The 16,770-nt window shown below is 41.3% G+C and carries 14 protein-coding genes; 10 read left to right on the forward strand and 4 right to left on the reverse strand.

Features of this window, described 5'->3' with window-relative positions:
• Positions 1 to 7 precede the first annotated feature (7 nt).
• Positions 8 to 1,006, reverse strand: a complete 999-nt coding sequence (cysK, locus tag FOC32_RS12385) for a cysteine synthase A (protein ID WP_175967709.1) — start codon at positions 1,004 to 1,006, stop codon at positions 8 to 10.
• Between the two features lie 291 nt (positions 1,007 to 1,297).
• On the opposite strand from cysK, the gene FOC32_RS12390 reads away from it, so the two are divergent.
• From FOC32_RS12390 to FOC32_RS12410, 5 genes are all read left to right on the forward strand, one after another.
• Positions 1,298 to 1,618 carry an ArsR/SmtB family transcription factor gene (locus tag FOC32_RS12390; protein WP_104426093.1) on the forward strand — a complete coding sequence of 107 codons (321 nt, stop codon included), beginning with the start codon at positions 1,298 to 1,300 and terminating at the stop codon, positions 1,616 to 1,618.
• Between the two features lie 206 nt (positions 1,619 to 1,824).
• Positions 1,825 to 3,573 (forward strand): SulP family inorganic anion transporter, encoded by a 1,749-nt coding sequence (locus FOC32_RS12395; RefSeq protein WP_175967711.1) that lies wholly within the window; start codon positions 1,825 to 1,827, stop codon positions 3,571 to 3,573.
• A gap of 313 nt (positions 3,574 to 3,886) precedes the next feature.
• Positions 3,887 to 5,083: a serine/threonine transporter SstT gene (sstT, locus tag FOC32_RS12400; RefSeq protein WP_004785593.1), complete on the forward strand. Its 1,197-nt coding sequence runs from the start codon at positions 3,887 to 3,889 to the stop codon at positions 5,081 to 5,083.
• Between the two features lie 42 nt (positions 5,084 to 5,125).
• The gene (locus tag FOC32_RS12405) at positions 5,126 to 5,800 is read left to right on the forward strand and encodes a YoaK family protein (protein WP_175967713.1); all 675 of its coding nucleotides are present in this window, start codon (positions 5,126 to 5,128) and stop codon (positions 5,798 to 5,800) included.
• Positions 5,801 to 5,815: 15 nt separating this feature from the next.
• The gene (locus FOC32_RS12410; RefSeq protein WP_175967716.1) at positions 5,816 to 6,352 is read left to right on the forward strand and encodes a DUF2058 domain-containing protein; all 537 of its coding nucleotides are present in this window, start codon (positions 5,816 to 5,818) and stop codon (positions 6,350 to 6,352) included.
• Positions 6,353 to 6,546: 194 nt separating this feature from the next.
• Here FOC32_RS12410 and FOC32_RS17045 read toward each other — a convergent pair whose 3' ends face one another.
• Entirely contained in the window at positions 6,547 to 6,876 is a 330-nt protein-coding gene (locus FOC32_RS17045; protein ID WP_175967718.1) for a hypothetical protein, read from the reverse strand.
• 385 nt (positions 6,877 to 7,261) lie between these two features.
• Between FOC32_RS17045 and FOC32_RS12420 the strand changes: the two genes are divergently transcribed.
• From FOC32_RS12420 to FOC32_RS12440, 5 genes are all read left to right on the forward strand, one after another.
• Positions 7,262 to 8,521 carry a mechanosensitive ion channel family protein gene (locus FOC32_RS12420; protein ID WP_175967720.1) on the forward strand — a complete coding sequence of 420 codons (1,260 nt, stop codon included), beginning with the start codon at positions 7,262 to 7,264 and terminating at the stop codon, positions 8,519 to 8,521.
• Between the two features lie 245 nt (positions 8,522 to 8,766).
• Entirely contained in the window at positions 8,767 to 10,623 is a 1,857-nt protein-coding gene (locus FOC32_RS12425) for an ABC transporter ATP-binding protein (protein ID WP_104426085.1), read from the forward strand.
• Between the two features lie 376 nt (positions 10,624 to 10,999).
• Positions 11,000 to 12,028, forward strand: coding sequence for an AraC family transcriptional regulator (locus FOC32_RS12430; protein WP_104426084.1), 1,029 nt, complete (start codon positions 11,000 to 11,002; stop codon positions 12,026 to 12,028).
• A gap of 82 nt (positions 12,029 to 12,110) precedes the next feature.
• Positions 12,111 to 12,485 carry a glycine cleavage system protein GcvH gene (gene gcvH, locus FOC32_RS12435; RefSeq protein WP_175967721.1) on the forward strand — a complete coding sequence of 125 codons (375 nt, stop codon included), beginning with the start codon at positions 12,111 to 12,113 and terminating at the stop codon, positions 12,483 to 12,485.
• A gap of 252 nt (positions 12,486 to 12,737) precedes the next feature.
• The gene (locus FOC32_RS12440) at positions 12,738 to 13,913 is read left to right on the forward strand and encodes an MFS transporter (protein ID WP_104426082.1); all 1,176 of its coding nucleotides are present in this window, start codon (positions 12,738 to 12,740) and stop codon (positions 13,911 to 13,913) included.
• 75 nt (positions 13,914 to 13,988) lie between these two features.
• On the opposite strand, the gene FOC32_RS12445 is transcribed toward FOC32_RS12440, so the two are convergent.
• Complete coding sequence (locus FOC32_RS12445; RefSeq protein WP_104426081.1) at positions 13,989 to 15,185, reverse strand: PilT/PilU family type 4a pilus ATPase; 1,197 nt, start codon at positions 15,183 to 15,185, stop codon at positions 13,989 to 13,991.
• A 406-nt stretch (positions 15,186 to 15,591) separates the two neighbouring features.
• Positions 15,592 to 16,770 carry a PilT/PilU family type 4a pilus ATPase gene (locus FOC32_RS12450; protein ID WP_104426080.1) on the reverse strand — a complete coding sequence of 393 codons (1,179 nt, stop codon included), beginning with the start codon at positions 16,768 to 16,770 and terminating at the stop codon, positions 15,592 to 15,594.

The following is a 16,770-nucleotide window of genomic DNA, read 5'->3' on the forward strand; positions in this document are numbered from 1 at the left end:
TAAATATTTACTCAGCAGAAATATCTTCAAAAAGAATTGAAGATAAATAGCGCTCACCACCATCTGGCAGAATCACCACGATATTTTTGCCTGCATTTTCAGGACGTGCAGCCAGTTGCGCAGCTGCAGCCATTGCAGCACCACTTGAAATACCCACCAAGATGCCTTCTTGAGTCGCAGTTTTACGTGCCCATTCCACTGCATCGCTACTAGTAATGGCAATCACTTCATCTACCAGATCCAGATCCAGGTTCTTTGGAATAAAGTTCGCGCCAATACCCTGAATTTTATGTGGTCCTGGAGTGAGTGTCTCACCACGTTTTGCTTGACCAATAATGGCAGATTCAGCAGGCTCTACAGCAACTGAATAAATCGGCTTGTTTTTCACTTTTTCAAAAAAGCGTGAAATACCGGTAATCGTACCGCCTGTACCTACACCCGCTACCAGAATATCGACATTACCTGCAGTCGCTTCCCAGATTTCAGGACCGGTCGTCTCTTCATGGATTTTTGGGTTAGCTGGATTTTCAAACTGTTGTGGCAGGTAATACAGTTCAGGATTTTCATTCACCAGACGTTGTGCTTCTTCCACCGCGCCTTTCATGCCTTTGGCTGGATCTGTCAGTACTAAATTAGCACCTAATGCTTTCACCACTTTACGGCGTTCAATACTCATGCTGGATGGCATGGTTAAGGTAATATCATAGCCTTTAGCCGCTGCTACAAATGCCAGCGCAATACCGGTATTACCACTGGTTGGCTCAACAATGTGCATGCCCGGCTTCAATTTACCTGACTTTTCTGCATCAGCAATCAAGGCTGCGCCAATACGGCATTTCACCGAAAATGCCGGGTTACGGCTTTCAATTTTCGCAAGTACAGTCGCTCCGCCTGAAATGACACGATTGATACGAACCAGAGGGGTATTACCAATTGCCTCTGCATTATTGCTATAAACCGCGATACCTAAATTGGCAGGTGTTGGAAAAGCTGAATCTGTAGTCATTAGAATATCCTTGATGTTATTCGCCAAGATGTATTTACATGATACAAGCATTTTCCGGCTTTGTAGATGCCTGAAACAAGATGGAATCACGATAGCAGTTTGAAATGAAACATCTTCTTCCTAAAAAACCGGAACACGATAAAATTATCTTATATTTTAATTAGTAAATTATAACTATTCTTGATAACACAATTCATTAAAAACCATAGTAATTCACGCTTTCTATCCATCAATTCACGCTGTTCGAGTCGTATAATTCGCGGGCTGTAATTGTATAAATGGACATAGTAAATGAAAACCGATCTTGAAATTGCCGCGATGCGGGATTCAGCTCAACAGGTTGTCGGTATTTTAAAGTTAATGGCCAATACGGACCGACTGCTCATTTTATGTCATCTCTCCCAAAATGAACTGAATGTCTCTCAAATTGAAGAGATTACCGACATCAGACAGCCAACCCTGTCTCAGCAGCTCATGATTTTGCGTAAAAGCGATGCGGTAAATACCCGTCGAGACGGTAAACAGATCTATTATTCGATCAAAGACCAGAACCTGGTAGAAATGTTAAAAAAGCTTTATCAAATCTACTGTGTAAATCAAGCAGTCGCTTAAAGCTGCAATTTACCTCATTCGTCCTGTTTTATTTTAAAGCGATCTGCCTGATTTAAATTTTCTCTACTGAGAGTTTTAAGTCTTTTGTCTTGATCCTTTGTCCTCTCATTCATTTTTTAAAATGTGAATGATCACCTATTTATATCCTAAGACTTCTTAGCAGAATTTATGCATAATATATCTATATTTGTGATTTAGACCTGTATATGCCAAATTTTAAGTCTAGACTGCTCAATAGACTCCCTGCCTGGTCATGGTTAAGTCAGTACAGCCCAGTGAAATTAAAATCAGATGTACTGGCTGCCCTGATTGTCGTCGCGATGCTGGTACCCCAAGGGATGGCCTATGCCATGCTGGCAGGTTTGCCGCCGATTATGGGACTCTATGCCAGTATTCTACCAATGATCATTTATGCCTTATTGGGCGGCAGTACGACCTTATCGATTGGACCAGTAGCCATCATTTCCATGATGACCTTTGCCACACTGAATCCATTATTTGAAGTGGGTTCTCCGGTCTATATTGAAGCGGCAACTTTATTGGCATTGATGGTCGGCATTATTTCCCTGCTTTTAGGTGTATTCCGTTTCGGCTTTTTAATTCAGCTGATCAGCCATCCGGTCATTCAGAGTTTTATTATCGCTTCGGCTCTATTGATTGCTTTTGGTCAGTTCAAGTTTCTGGTGGATTTACCTTTAAAAGCCAATAATATTCCCGAGCTGGTGAAAAGCCTGATTGAATATTTACCACTTTTGCATCTCCCGAGTCTGATCTTTGGCCTGCTTTCTATCGGTTTACTGGTTTATCTGCCGAAACTATTAAAATCTCAAGCAGTACAAAGCCGGATCGGTTCGACTGATTTTCTGGTTCGAGCAGTTCCACTGATTCTGGTTTTTCTCGGTATTGCAGCCGTTCTGTTTTTAGACTTAAAAGTTCAAGGCATTAAAACGGTCGGTGAAATTCCTTCTGGCTTTCCGCCCTTGTCTTTCCCACACTGGAACTGGGAGCTGGTGATGACCTTATTACCGGGTGCCAGCATGATTGCCATGATCAGTTTTGTGGAATCTCTCTCTATTGCTCAGGCAACAGCGCTACAGCAGCGTAGCAATTTAAATAGCAACCAAGAACTGATTGCGCTCGGTGTAGCCAATATCAGTGCCGGAATCAGTTCCGCCTTTCCTGTAACCGGTAGTCTGTCACGTACTGTGGTTAATGCTGACGCTGGCGCCAAAACACCTTTGGCTGGCGTATTGTCTTCTTTATTGATTGTCGTGGTTAGTCTGTTTTTTACCAGCTTCTTTGAGGATCTGCCGCTGACCATTCTGGCTGCAACCATTATTGTGTCTATCTGGAAACTGGTCAATTTCCAGCCTTTCGTCGATGCCTGGCGTTATTCCAAAGCTGATGGCATTGCCATGTGGATTACTTTTTTTGGTGTGGTATTACTGGATATTACTACCGGTCTAATCGTCGGGATTATTTCGACCTTTATTCTTATGCTATGGCGCATCAGCCGCCCTCATATTGCAGTCGTGGGTCTGGTGGAAGGCACCCAGCATTTCCGGAATATCCAGCGCCATCAGGTGATGACCTCTGATCGGGTTCTGTCACTGCGTATTGATGAAAACCTGAGTTTTTTAAATGCGCATACCTTAAAAGGTTATCTGATTAATCAGTTAAGTTTAAATGACAAGTTAGAGCATGTGATTTTGAACTGCTCCAGTATTAGTGCCATTGACTTGAGTGCTTTGGAAACGCTGGAAGAGCTCAATGCTGAATTATCCAAACTAAATATTCGCCTGCACTTTGCAGAAGTGAAAGGCCCGGTATTCGACCGCTTGCAAGCCTCCAAACTCATGACACATTTGAGTGGACGGATTTATCTAACCCATTTTCAGGCAATTCAGGATCTGGCTCCGGAAATCTTCGAGAAGCCTCAACATTATATGATTTAAGATTTTTTAATTCCTTGCATGATAGACATGCTGTCATGCAAAGAATTGAACTGAAACATAACTGGAAATGATTGATTTAAATTCTATATTCATTTAAAAAATAAAGATTAAAAACCAATCAGTAAATCTGGCTATTTCTAAGAATTTTGTATAGAAATAATACGATCAAGATAAAAAACCATCTTAATTATTTATTAATTTTCAGTCACTTAAATATTATCTAAAAATATATTTTAAGCGATCCTTAATTTAAGTATAAAATAACGCAAATTTTTTTCGCATTTAGCCCTCGTAATTTTCACAAGGCAACCTTATGTTTTCTGCCCTATCGCGTCTGAGTTTAGTCTCCCGAATCATCATCGCCATTATTCTAGGCGTTGGTGTGGCTCTGTTATTTCCTGAAGCTGCACCTTCCTTAAGCCTGTTGGGTGATCTGTTTATTAAGGCACTAAAATCCGTCGCGCCAGTTCTGGTTTTCATTCTGGTTCTTGCATCAATTGCAAATTTCCAGGTTGGCCAGACCAATTCAACGATAAGACCTATTATGCTGATGTATGCTGTCGGCATGTTCTTGGCAGCATTAAGTGCTGTCATCGCCAGTATTTTATTTCCAAGCACATTGTTCCTGGATATTGCAGCGCAAGGTGATTTACAGCCACCAGGCAGCCTAGGTGAAATTCTCAAAAATCTGGTGCTGAGCTTTGTGGCGAACCCGGTGGTTGCCATTGCTGAAGCGAATTTTATTGGGATTCTGGCATGGTCAATTGCGTTAGGGATTGCCTTCCGTCATGCATCGCACACAACTAAAACCTGTTTAAATGACGCTGCCAATGCAATTAATTATGTAATTCGTCTGGTGATCAGCTTTGCCCCAGTCGGTATTTTTGGTCTGGTTGCCGTGACTTTTGCTGAAGCTGGCCTAGATACCTTGACCAGCTATGCGCATTTATTAGCTGTTCTGCTGGGTACCATGGTATTTGTAGCCTTGGTGATTAACCCATTAATGGTGGGTTTCATTACCCGTCGTAATCCGTATCCACTGGTCTTTACCTGCTTACGTGAAAGTGGCATTACCGCGTTCTTTACCCGCAGTTCTGCTGCCAATATTCCGGTAAACCTGGACTTGGCAAAACGCTTAGGTGTGAAAGAGACTACTTCAAGCGTAGCAATTCCTTTAGGTGCAGCAATTAACATGGCCGGTGCATCAGTGACGATTACCGTGTTGTCTTTAGCTGCAGTAAATACTTTAGGTGTTAATGTTGACTTCACTACTATGCTAATTCTTTCTATCGTAGCGACTGTGTCTGCGTGTGGTGCTTCAGGTGTGGCTGGTGGTTCACTATTGCTAATTCCCGTGGCTTGTGGCCTGTTCGGGATTTCTTCAGATATCGCGATGCAAGTGGTGGCGATTGGTATGGTGATCAGTGTATTGCAGGACTCTACCGAGACTGCACTTAACTCATCTACCGATGTTTTATTTACAACAGCAGTAGACCGCGCTACAGATTGATTTTATATTGAAGAATCAAGATGTTTTTCTAATGATATTGCCATGCCATTACAGCGTTTACCATCGTGGGTTCAATTGGGTGCATTCTTCCTTGCGGTAAATGCCGGAATGATTAATGTATTAGGACTGGTGACCGTGTTGCATCAGTCCGTTTCACATATGACCGGTAACGTCAGTATGCTGGCGATGGCGCTGCTGGACTGGCAACCACGCCAGATTTTGTATCTGATTCTGGTTACGCTCTGTTATGTGATTGGCTCGATGTATAGCGGGCTGATTTTAGGAAATAGTTACTTTCGCTTGGGACGCCTGTATGGTTATCCTTTAAGCCTAGTGGCTTTTTTTATATTCATTTGCTGGCTATTATTGCCCTATTTCCCGCGTTATGCCTTGTTATGGGCCTGTGTCGCGATGGGTGTACAAAATGCCATGGTCAGCCATTATAAAGGTGCGATTATCCGGACCACACATCTGTCTGGTGTACTGACCGATTTAGGTCTGGCTATGGGCTATCGTCTGCGTGGTCTGGTAGTAGAATACCGTAAAGTGATCCTGCATATGCTGATCCTGGTCGGCTTTTTGGTGGGTGGCATACTTGCCAGCTGGATTTATCCTTATTTAAAATTAAATGCATTCCTGGTCCCTACAGTGTTAAGCCTGCTGCTTAGCCTGACCTATTGGGTGATCTATTTACGTTATCGACATCAACACGACTAATTTCTGGAAACTCTCATGGTTAAAAATGCATTACAGGCACAATTGTTAAAGGCAGGCCTGGTCGATAATAAAAAAGCCAAAAAACTGTCTAAACAGGCTGTACATGAAAAGCGCACAGGCGACAGTAAAGAAGCCGAAATCAAGGCCAAGATTGAACAGGACAAACAGGAAAAGCTGGCTAAAGACCAAGCCATTGAACAGGCGAAAAAAGCCCAGTTGCAGGAAAAAGAACTCAAAGCTGCCATCATGCAGATGATTAATCAGCATAAAATCCGCGATACGGATGGTGAGATTAGCTATCAGTTTATTGATGATAGCAAGATCAAGAAAGTTTATATCAACCAGCAGATTTATAATGCGCTGGTCGCTGGCAGTCTGGTGATTGCACGTGAAAATGAGAGTTATGTCTTCCTGCCTAAAGCTCTGGCGGATCGCATCAATTCAAAAATGGAAGGCTTTATCATCGTGAATAATTCAGAGAAAAATGAAGAAACCACTGATGAAGAAGATCCATATGCAGCTTATGTGATTCCTGATGATTTAATGTGGTAAGCACATTTTCCTTAAAAGGAAAGCATAAATAAAAAACCGGCATATTTGCCGGTTTTTTAATCTATTTCATTAAGTCTATGTCAGCTTGCCTTTTGCATATTCTTGTTTTAATAGATAGCAAATTTCACTCAATTCAAATCCTATTTAGTAACTTTAGATTTCATATAACGAGCCTTAAATGAAAGCGCTAATAACTAAAATTTAGTCTGTAAATACTCAATAAACCCCTCAATTTTCTTAATAACGTATAAGCAGATATGCAAAGGACTCACGTTATTTTGCTGAGCTTTTTCTACCCTATACTTTGCTCTTTCTAAGAGTGCTATTACATAATGTATAGAGCTTTTAAGAATTTTTTTCGGATCTTTCTTTGAATACAAGTAACAATCAATTTTTTCAAAAGATTCATCATTAACCACTATCTCTAATATAGTGTTATTAATTTCATGGCTTATTGATTGCTTTATATGTTCCAGTTCATAGGAATGTAGAGCTTGTGCTATAACTATTTGAAGATTTTTCATTTTTAATGATTAAGATTATATGATTTTAATCCTAGCACTATCGTAAGTATATAAAATGTGAAATAAACATTAAGTTATGTCGAATTAACATAATTAAACGCTATATTAAATTCTTTAATTCACTTTGACATTTTTAATTTTTTAAAGTTAGAAAAAATACAAGCTAGGCTGTTATATCAATTTTTCACGTTTCCTAGCCATTAACCAATCAATTTCCATTGATCTATTTAATCTGAATTAACCTGAAGGAAAAAATAAATGCCTGAATAGTGATTAAGTTCGCCTCCTCTAAGAAAGATATGTTTTAAAAGGTTATCCAAGATTAAAAAATTGCGTTTAAACCTATAAACTCTAACAAATTTTTTGAGTTAAAGAGAAAGATCAGTTGGAACAGTTTAATTTTATTCAGAATATTCGAGATTGGGCCGATCAGTACCCATGGCTGGAAATGTTATCTTCACTGAGTATTGTGATTTTACTGGCCATCCTTGCCAATGTGTTTGCCAAACAGATTGTCGTACGCGGTATTCGTCAACTGATTTCCAAAATGCCCTTTGCCAATAATCAGATTTTTGCTGAACATAGCGTAATTCGCCGGATTTCCAATATTGTTCCAGCAGTCGTGATTATGAACGGGATTACCACAGTTCCGCATTTATCCGACAAGGTGCAAACCTTCGTACAAATGGGCGCTCAGGCATTTATTTTCCTGACTATTGCACTGGCGCTCGGTGAATTACTGAATATCTTTAACCTGATTTATCAGCGCAATCCCAAGTCACGCAACAAGCCGATTAAAGGTTATTTACAGCTAGTTAAGCTGATCATCTTCATTGTTTGTGGTCTGATGATTTTAGGCACCTTCCTGAAAAAAGATGTATTCACCTTGCTCGCTGGTTTTGGTGCGATGGCCGCTGTCTTGATGCTGGTCTTTCAAAATACCATTCTGTCACTGGTCGCTTCGGTTCAGATTTCATCTTATGACATGGTGCGTATTGGTGACTGGATTGAAATGCCGACCCTAAATGCCGATGGTGATGTCATTGATATGTCATTACATACAGTAACCGTGCAGAACTTTGACAAGACAGTGACCACGATTCCGACCAATAAACTGGTGACCGATACCTTTAAAAACTGGCGCGGCATGCAGGAAGCGGGTGCCCGTCGGATCAAACGTTCAATTCATATTGACCAAACCAGCGTGCATTTCATGACGGCTGAAGAACAGAACAAGCTGAAAAATTTTATCCTGCTGGATCAATATCTGAATACCAAATCAGAAGAACTAGAAAAGTTTAACCAGCAGCTCCAGCACCATTCACAATACAACCAGCGCCGTCTGACCAATTTAGGCACGTTCCGCGCTTATCTGGAATTTTATCTGCAACAGCATCCTGGTATTGCTAAAGATTTCTCATTGATGGTACGTCAATTACAACCGACTAGCGAAGGCTTGCCACTGGAAATTTATGCTTTCACCAATACGACGGTTTGGGCAGAGTATGAAAATATCCAGTCAGATATCATGGATCATATTCTGGCGATTATTCCGGAATTTGGACTGAAAGTGTATCAGGCTCCTTCTGGGAGTGATTTTAAAGAATCTTTTAACGCGAGTTCTTCATCTCCGATTATCACTTAAACTAACCTCTTAACTTAAGCCCGAAATAATCTCTTATTTCGGGCTTTTTATTCAGTATTTAAAATGAATTCAATCTCTTATTTTTGGTCTTCATATTATTTGGTATAAATCTGGCATGAGTTTTTGCTCTGCAACCTAAAGTTTGATTTAGTTAAACATTTGTGGCAATTTCACTCAAATTCAGACTTCAAAAAGCAGAATCCTTTATAATTTCCGCAAAGAAAATACATGATAAGAGTACGTGAATGTTTCGATGGCTTGAACGGCTGGTAGATCCCTATCCCACCAAAAACCTGAATCAACCTTTACCCACCAGGTTTTTCCCCTTTGTATGGCAGGCAGCTTATGGGGTACGCCGTTATTTGTTGATTCTAGTATTGTGTACCGCGGGTGCAGCCAGTTTTGAGGCTTTACTGTATTCAAAAATTGGCGATCTGGTGAACTGGTTGAGTCAAAGTCAGCCAGATACTTTTTTAGATCAACATGCCAGCAATCTAACCTTATTGAGTATTATCTTGCTGGCAAATATCCTGTTTGCCAGTGCTCAGTCCCTGATCAAGCATCAGATTTTATATAGTAATTTCCCGATGCGTCTGCGTTGGCGCTTCCATAATTTATTGCTCAAACAGAGTTTGGACTTCTTCCATAATGATTTTGCCGGACGTTTATCGGCCAAAGTCATGCAAACGGCGCTGGCGATCCGAGAATTCTGGGTCATTTTGGGCGATATGCTGGCCTATGTGCTGATTTATTTCGTCACGATTAATATTGTTTTGGGTGCTATTTCACCCTTACTCATCCTGCCGCTTATGGTCTGGCTATTCTTGTTTATTTGTGCCGCCTGCTATTTCATTCCAAGATTAAGCAAGATTTCATCCTTACAAGCGGATGCGCGTGCAGTCATGACCGGACGTGTGACTGATGCCTATACCAATATTCAGACCGTAAAACTCTTTGCGCATGCGGGTCGTGAAAGCCAGTATGCCAAATCCTCCATGCAGGAATTTATGGTTACGGTATATAAACAGATGCGGCTGGGCGCTCAATACGAAATCAGCATTCTGATGCTGAGCGTTGTGCTGTATGCAGGTGTGCTGGGAACTGCAATCTGGCTCTGGATGCAAGGTCAAGCGCAGCTCGGGATTATTGCAGCCACTACAGCGATGGTATTAAAGCTGAATAGTATTGCCGAGTTCATGATGTGGCAGACCTCTGCCCTGTTTGAAAATGTCGGTACCATTCAGGACGGGATGAAAACTCTAGGTCGTCGGATCAATATTCAAGACAAAGAAGATGCGAAAGAACTGGAGCTAAAACACGGTGAGATTAAATTCGATAATGTCACTTTTGCCTATAATGAAAAACCGGTCATTGACCAGTTTAATCTGACCATTCGCCCAGGTGAAAAAATCGGGATCGTGGGGCGTTCTGGAGCTGGTAAATCGACCCTGATTCAATTGCTATTGCATTTCTATCATCTGAATCAGGGCCGTATTCTGATTGATGATCAGGATATTGCCGATGTCACTCAGGACAGTTTGCGTAAAAATATTGCGCTGGTCACTCAGGATACGTCTTTGCTGCATCGTACCGTAGCTGAAAATATCAAATACGGTCGTCCGGATGCAACTGATGAAGAGATGTTTGAAGCTGTACGCAAGGCCAAAGCGGAAGAATTTATTCCGAATCTGACTGATTTGCGTGGCCGTAGAGGCTATGAAGCCTATGTGGGTGAACGTGGCGTGAAGCTTTCTGGTGGACAACGCCAACGTATTGCCATTTCCCGGGTATTCCTGAAAGATGCACCGATTCTGATTCTGGATGAAGCCACAAGTGCTCTGGATTCCGAGGTCGAAGCGGCTATTCAGAATAGTCTGGATGATTTGATGCAAGGTAAAACGGTTATTGCCATTGCGCATCGTCTTTCTACCATTGCGCAGATGGATCGTCTGATTGTGATGGATCAAGGTAAAATTGCCGAGCAAGGTACGCATGATGAACTGGTGGCCTTAAACGGGATCTATGCGCAGTTATGGCAGCGTCAAACCGGCGGTTTTTTGGTACAACAACATGCCAAATCTGACAGCTTGCATGAAGCATAATTGCTCTCTATTCAGTAGTAGCTAAGCTCTACAACAGAAACCGAAGCATTCTATTTGAGTCACTTGAATAGCCATGCTTCGGTTTGCTTTTATGGGAATATCAACTATTCCACAAGCATTTTTAAATTCCAGATTATTCAAAAAACAGCCCTATTCTGAATTAATAGAAATCTGTAGGCTTAAAATTAAATCCCTAAAATATCTCTGGTTTACATTGATTTCCAACTTTAAGTTGAGCTACTCTGCTTTAAGTTGATTAAAATCTGCTTGTGGAAATTGCCACAGCTTTGTCCAACAATTTTTATCAAGAAAATGGCTTTTTCATGCCAATATGAAGTGAAAATAAAAAAATTTGAATGAGTGCAACGGATCGCGCATGAAAACAATAGCTCCACGCCAAGACCAAGGTATTCCAGGTGTATACGGTCTCTTGCTTCTCGATGTCATTTCCCGCTGGGGGTATAATAATGAGTCGCTTTTTAAGCCTTTTGGCCTGACCAGTGAACAGTTGGCAGATCCTGATTACCGTATTCCGACCCCTGTGGCCAATGAACTGGTCAAGCATGCCCTGAAGCTCACTGGTGAACCGACACTGGGTTATCACTTAGGTACCCAGATGCGGATTTCGATTCATGGCTTTATCGGTTATGCCATCATGACGGCGAATAATATTACCGAAGCTCTGGTGCTAGCGAACCGATTCATTCAGTTACGTTTACCCTTCCTGCAGCTATTTTTCTCGACCTTTGGCGCTAAGGCAACCGTACAGTTGCAAACTGATATTCAGCTGGAACCGCTTCGCACCGAAATTTCAATTGCCCTGATGATTGGCCTGATCAGTATGGCCAAAGCCATTACCGGGGTTAACGATGCAACCGGTGAAATCGACTTTGATTTCAAAAAACCGGAAGGTTTTGAGCGCTTCATGGCGAAATTTCCTACGCATCAGTTCCGTTTTGAACAGCCGCATTTAATTTTAAGCTTTGATAAAAGCTACCTGATGAACAAGTTGGTACACGCTGATCCGATTGCTAGCCAGATTGCGATTAACCAGTGTGAAGCTGAATTATCGGCACTTGGTGAACGGCACCGGATTGCCATGCGGGTACGGGATATTCTGACTCATTCCGAACAGCATTATCTGAGTATTGAAAGCGTAGCTGAACGGCTGCATATGTCGGATCGAACCTTAAAGCGTCAGTTGGCCGCTGAAGGTACTTCTTTTTCGACGCTAGTGGATGAAGTGCGCTACCGGCATGCCACTTCCTTATTATCTCGTACAGACTTTACTCTGGAGCAGATCGCTGATGAACTTGGCTATAGTGATGTGGCCAATTTTAGTCGGGCGTTTAAGCGCTGGAGTGGTCGTAGCCCGAGCAACTGGCGTAAAGATCCTTATTTATAAGCACGGATAAACCTTTTGTTTTGGCCAAAAAGAATGTATAAAACATATCAAAAATGATCTTAAGATTTTTAGGGAGTTATCAATGAATCATCCTTCAGAATTAAAGTACGCAAGTACGCATGAATGGGTACGCATTGAGGGTGATCTTGTTGTGACCGGTATTTCCGACCATGCACAGGATGCATTAGGTGATCTGGTTTATGTAGAAGCACCAGATCTTGACTCACATATTACTGCGGGCGAACAGGCTGGCGTGGTTGAATCAGTGAAAACTGCTTCTGATATTCATGCACCTGTCTCTGGTACAGTGGTTGAAATCAATGCTGCGCTTGAAGATGATCCTGACTTCATTAATGATGACCCGTATGGCAAAGGCTGGATCTATAAAATCAAACCGGAAAATATGGCAGATGTAGAAAAGCTATTGTCTAATACAGAATATGAAGCTGGCCTATAAGCTACTTTGATTTAGTATGGAAAAATAAGAATCAGCCTGCGGGCTGATTTTTTTACGCATTGAAAACTTCGTATTTAAAGCTCACCATCAAATACAATGTATTTATATCGGAATTTTATTGTATTTTTCACACATTTTTCTTAAAGTCTTTGCTGTACCTGCTATCACTCGCATCAGATAGCTCAGGCTGCTTTATAAAAATAATATTCATGCTCATCGCAGCATTTCCCTATAGATCAATTTAGGAAAATTATGAAATCCAATCTATTGCCTTTATGGACCAAGCCTTTTGTGCTGTGTCTGGCCAATAACCTGTTTTTATTTATTTTCTATTTTGCACAAACCACGATTTTACCGATTTATATCCTGAAAGAATTAGGTGGAAACTTAGCCCAAGCTGGTCTGGCCATGACCTTGTTCATGATTTCAGCGATTGCTGTACGACCATTTAGCGGCCTGATTATTGAGAAATTGGATATCCGTAAAACCTTGATTGTTTCTGGAATCTTTTTCAGTCTATTTTCCCTAGCCTACTTGCTTGCCGATCAGCTGACGACCTTATTTATCATCCGTTTTTTGCATGGGATCTGGTTTAGTATTTTGACTACCGTCTGTGTTCCTGTGGTGAATCAGTTTATTCCAGAGCAGCGTAAAGGCGAAGGCATGGGCTATTACGTTATGTCAGTCAATCTGGGTATTGTTCTAGGACCATTGATTGGCTTAAGTCTGATTGAATACTGGTCTTATTTTCAGATCACAACATTGCTGATTGCATTAGTTTTTATCGGATTTGCTTTCTGCTTAATGATTCCGGTCAAGGAGACTGAGAACATCATTCAAACTATTCCTGATAAAAAAGGACTGGTGTTTTCTGATGTTGTAGAAAAGAAAGCGCTGCCTGTTGCTGTTCTGGCTGCTCTGATTTCCTTCTCTTACGCCAGCATCATGTCTTTTATTGCGCCTTTTGCTGCCAGTAAAAATCTGATGGCTTATGCCAGTTTATTCTTTGTTGTATTTGCCATTTCCATGATGAGTTTGCGTCCAATTACCGGAAAAATTTATGATCGTAAAGGCCCACAATATGTAATTTATCCTGCGCTCTTAGTATTTAGTTTAGGACTTTTTTTACTCAGTCAGATTCAGACTTTGTGGGGATTCTTACTGGCTGCGGTATTGATTGGTGTCGGTTTTGGCAGCGCACAACCTTGCATTCAAACACTGGCCATTCAACGTGCACCGAAACACCGGATTGGTTATGCGACTTCGACCTTTTATACCTTCTATGATGTAGGAATTGCGGTCGGTTCGCTACTGATTGGGGCGCTTATTGCGACTTATAGTTATCAGTTCGCCTTTATTCTCTGTAGTTTACTCACCTTATGCAGTATTGTTTACTTTAAACTGGTCGTTCAAGTTAAGACTGCCTAATACAAGTTAATATCTAAATATAATAAAAAAACAGGCAGATGAACTGCCTGTTTTAATTCTGACACGAAGATGTATTTATTCAGATGCTGAAGTATTTTCCTGTTCTTTTTCTTCAGCTTTCGGTTCTTGCATCATCGTGAATTGTGTTGCTTCTCCAGCAGCAGGATTATCTTGGCGGTTGCTTTTCAGCTTGATCTGTAAACGTAATTCATTAGTCGAATCAGCATTACGCAATGCTTCCTCATAAGAAATCGCACCCTCGTTATACAGGTCAAATAAGGCCTGATCGAAAGTCTGCATGCCCAGTTCACGAGATTTGCCCATAATGGCTTTCAGCTCATGAAACTCACCTTTTAGAATCAGATCAGAAATCAAAGGTGTATTTAACATGATTTCAATTGCAGCCCGACGCCCTTTTCCATCCTGAGTACGAATCAGACGCTGGGAAATAATCGCCTTCATATTCGAAGATAAGTCCATCAATAACTGATTACGGCGTTCTTCCGGGAAGAAGTTAATAATCCGGTCCAAAGTCTGGTTGGCGTTATTGGAATGCAGTGTGCCCAGACATAAATGTCCGGTTTCAGCAAAGGCAATTGCGTGTTCCATGGTTTCGGTATCACGAATCTCACCAATCAGAATCACATCAGGTGCCTGACGCAAGGTATTTTTCAGCGCATTGTGCCAGGAATGACAATCTACCCCAACTTCACGGTGAGTAATCATAGATTTCTTGTGCTTATGCACATATTCCACTGGGTCTTCCACGGTAATGATATGCCCCGCCGAATTTTCATTACGGTAGTCGATCATCGCTGCCAGAGAGGTTGATTTACCTGAACCTGTTCCTCCCACAACCAGTACCAGACCGCGTTTTTCCATAATCACATGTTTCAATGATTCTGGTAATTTCAGTTTCTGGAAATTTGGAATTTCTGCCGTAATGGTCCGGATTACCATCCCGACCTGAAGCTGTTGTACGAAAACATTTACCCGGAAGCGCGATACGCCCGGCACGGTAATCGCGAAGTTACATTCCAGTTCAGCTTCAAACTCTTGACGCTGTTTTTCATTCATCAAGCTATAAGCAAACAGTTTGGTTTTTTCAGCAGTTAAGGTCTGTTGTCCAAAGGGCTTCATTAAGCCCTGATGTTTAATACTCGGTGGAAAATCTGCGGTAATAAATAAGTCTGAGCCCCCATATTCCACTACTTTGGTCAGCATGTGATGCATGAATTTTTTTGCTTCGTCCAACAGTTCTGCCGTGAACATTCTCTTCCCCTGGAAATACACAATTACATGAATTTAAATGCTTGATTCATGCCAATATCATTTGATTTTTATTGTGCAGCGTTTTTTTTAAAGCCTCAAATAGATTTGATTTATAAAGAAAATATTTTCGGAATATTATGTGATGAAGTTCAACAAAATATTAATTAAGTAGATATAAATTGCCTTTTAAAAACTATTGCATTTTAAAAGAATATTACGATGAAAAAGATCATATTCAGGATATAAATGCAGACAGGGTTAAATTAAATTCGTCAGGCAAGTAAGGATAGAATTGAATATCTAGATAGGTGGCTGAAAGCTGCCTTGCTTAAAAGCCACCATTAAAGAAGATTTATGACTCAGTTCTATTGAGCTGAATGGCAGTCTGTTTATTAAAAAGCAAAGATTAGTCAGGTGAAAGTGCACGCGATCTGGACTGTTCCAGAAGTGAAATCTGGGCATTTTCTACCTGTAAAACAGGATTGATACGACTGCTCTTCAGCTTGATTTGCAAACGTAATTCATTGCTGGAGTCTGCATTACGCAAGGCTTCTTCATAAGAAATAATGCCTTGGTTATATAAATCAAATAATGCCTGATCAAAGGTTTGCATGCCCAGTTCCCGCGAACGAGCCATAATCGTTTTAAGTTCATGGAATTCACCTTTACGAATCAGGTCAGAAACTAAAGGGGTATTTTGCAGAATTTCTACCGCAGCCCGACGACCTTTACCATCTTGAGTGCGAATTAGCCGCTGAGAAATCACGGCTTTGATATTAGCTGATAAATCTAGCAGTAGCTGATTACGGCGTTCTTCTGGGAAGAAGTTAACAATCCGGTCCAGTGCCTGATCGGCATTATTGGAATGGAGTGTTGCAAGGCATAAATGGCCGGATTCAGCAAAGGCAATTGCATGTTCCATACTGTCTGTATCCCGGATTTCACCAATCACGATAACGTCAGGTGCCTGCCGCATGGTATTAATCAGTGCATTGTGCCAGGAAACGCAATCTACACCAATTTCCCGCTGGGTGATCATCAACTTTTTATACTGATAGACATATTCCACCGGGTCTTCTATCGTAATAATATGCCCTTCAGTATGCGTATTACGATAATCAATCATAGCTGCTAATGTAGTCGATTTTCCGACACCCGTTGCACCAACTACCAGCACCAGACCACGTTTCTGCATAATGACCTGTTGCAATGAATCCGGTAAGCCTAACTGTACAAAGCTTGGAATATCTGTCGTAATGACCCGAATCACCATGCCTACATTATGCTGTTGCTGGAAGACATTAACCCGGAAACGCGACACATTCGGGATGCTTATACTAAAATTGCATTCCATCACCGATTCAAATTCCTGAATCTGTCGCTCATTCATCAAGGCATAAGTAAACAAACGGGTCTTATCGGCTGTAAGTTTCTGCTGGCCAAACGGTTTCATTAACCCCTGCTGTTTGATACTGGGCGGGAAATCAGCTGTGATAAAAAGATCGGAACCACCATATTCCACGACTTTGGTCAGCATATGGTGCATAAATTTACGTGCTTCATCGAGCAATTCAGTTGTATACAT

The organism is Acinetobacter sp. FDAARGOS_724 (genome assembly GCF_013364475.1).
Lineage (GTDB): Bacteria > Pseudomonadota > Gammaproteobacteria > Pseudomonadales > Moraxellaceae > Acinetobacter > Acinetobacter variabilis.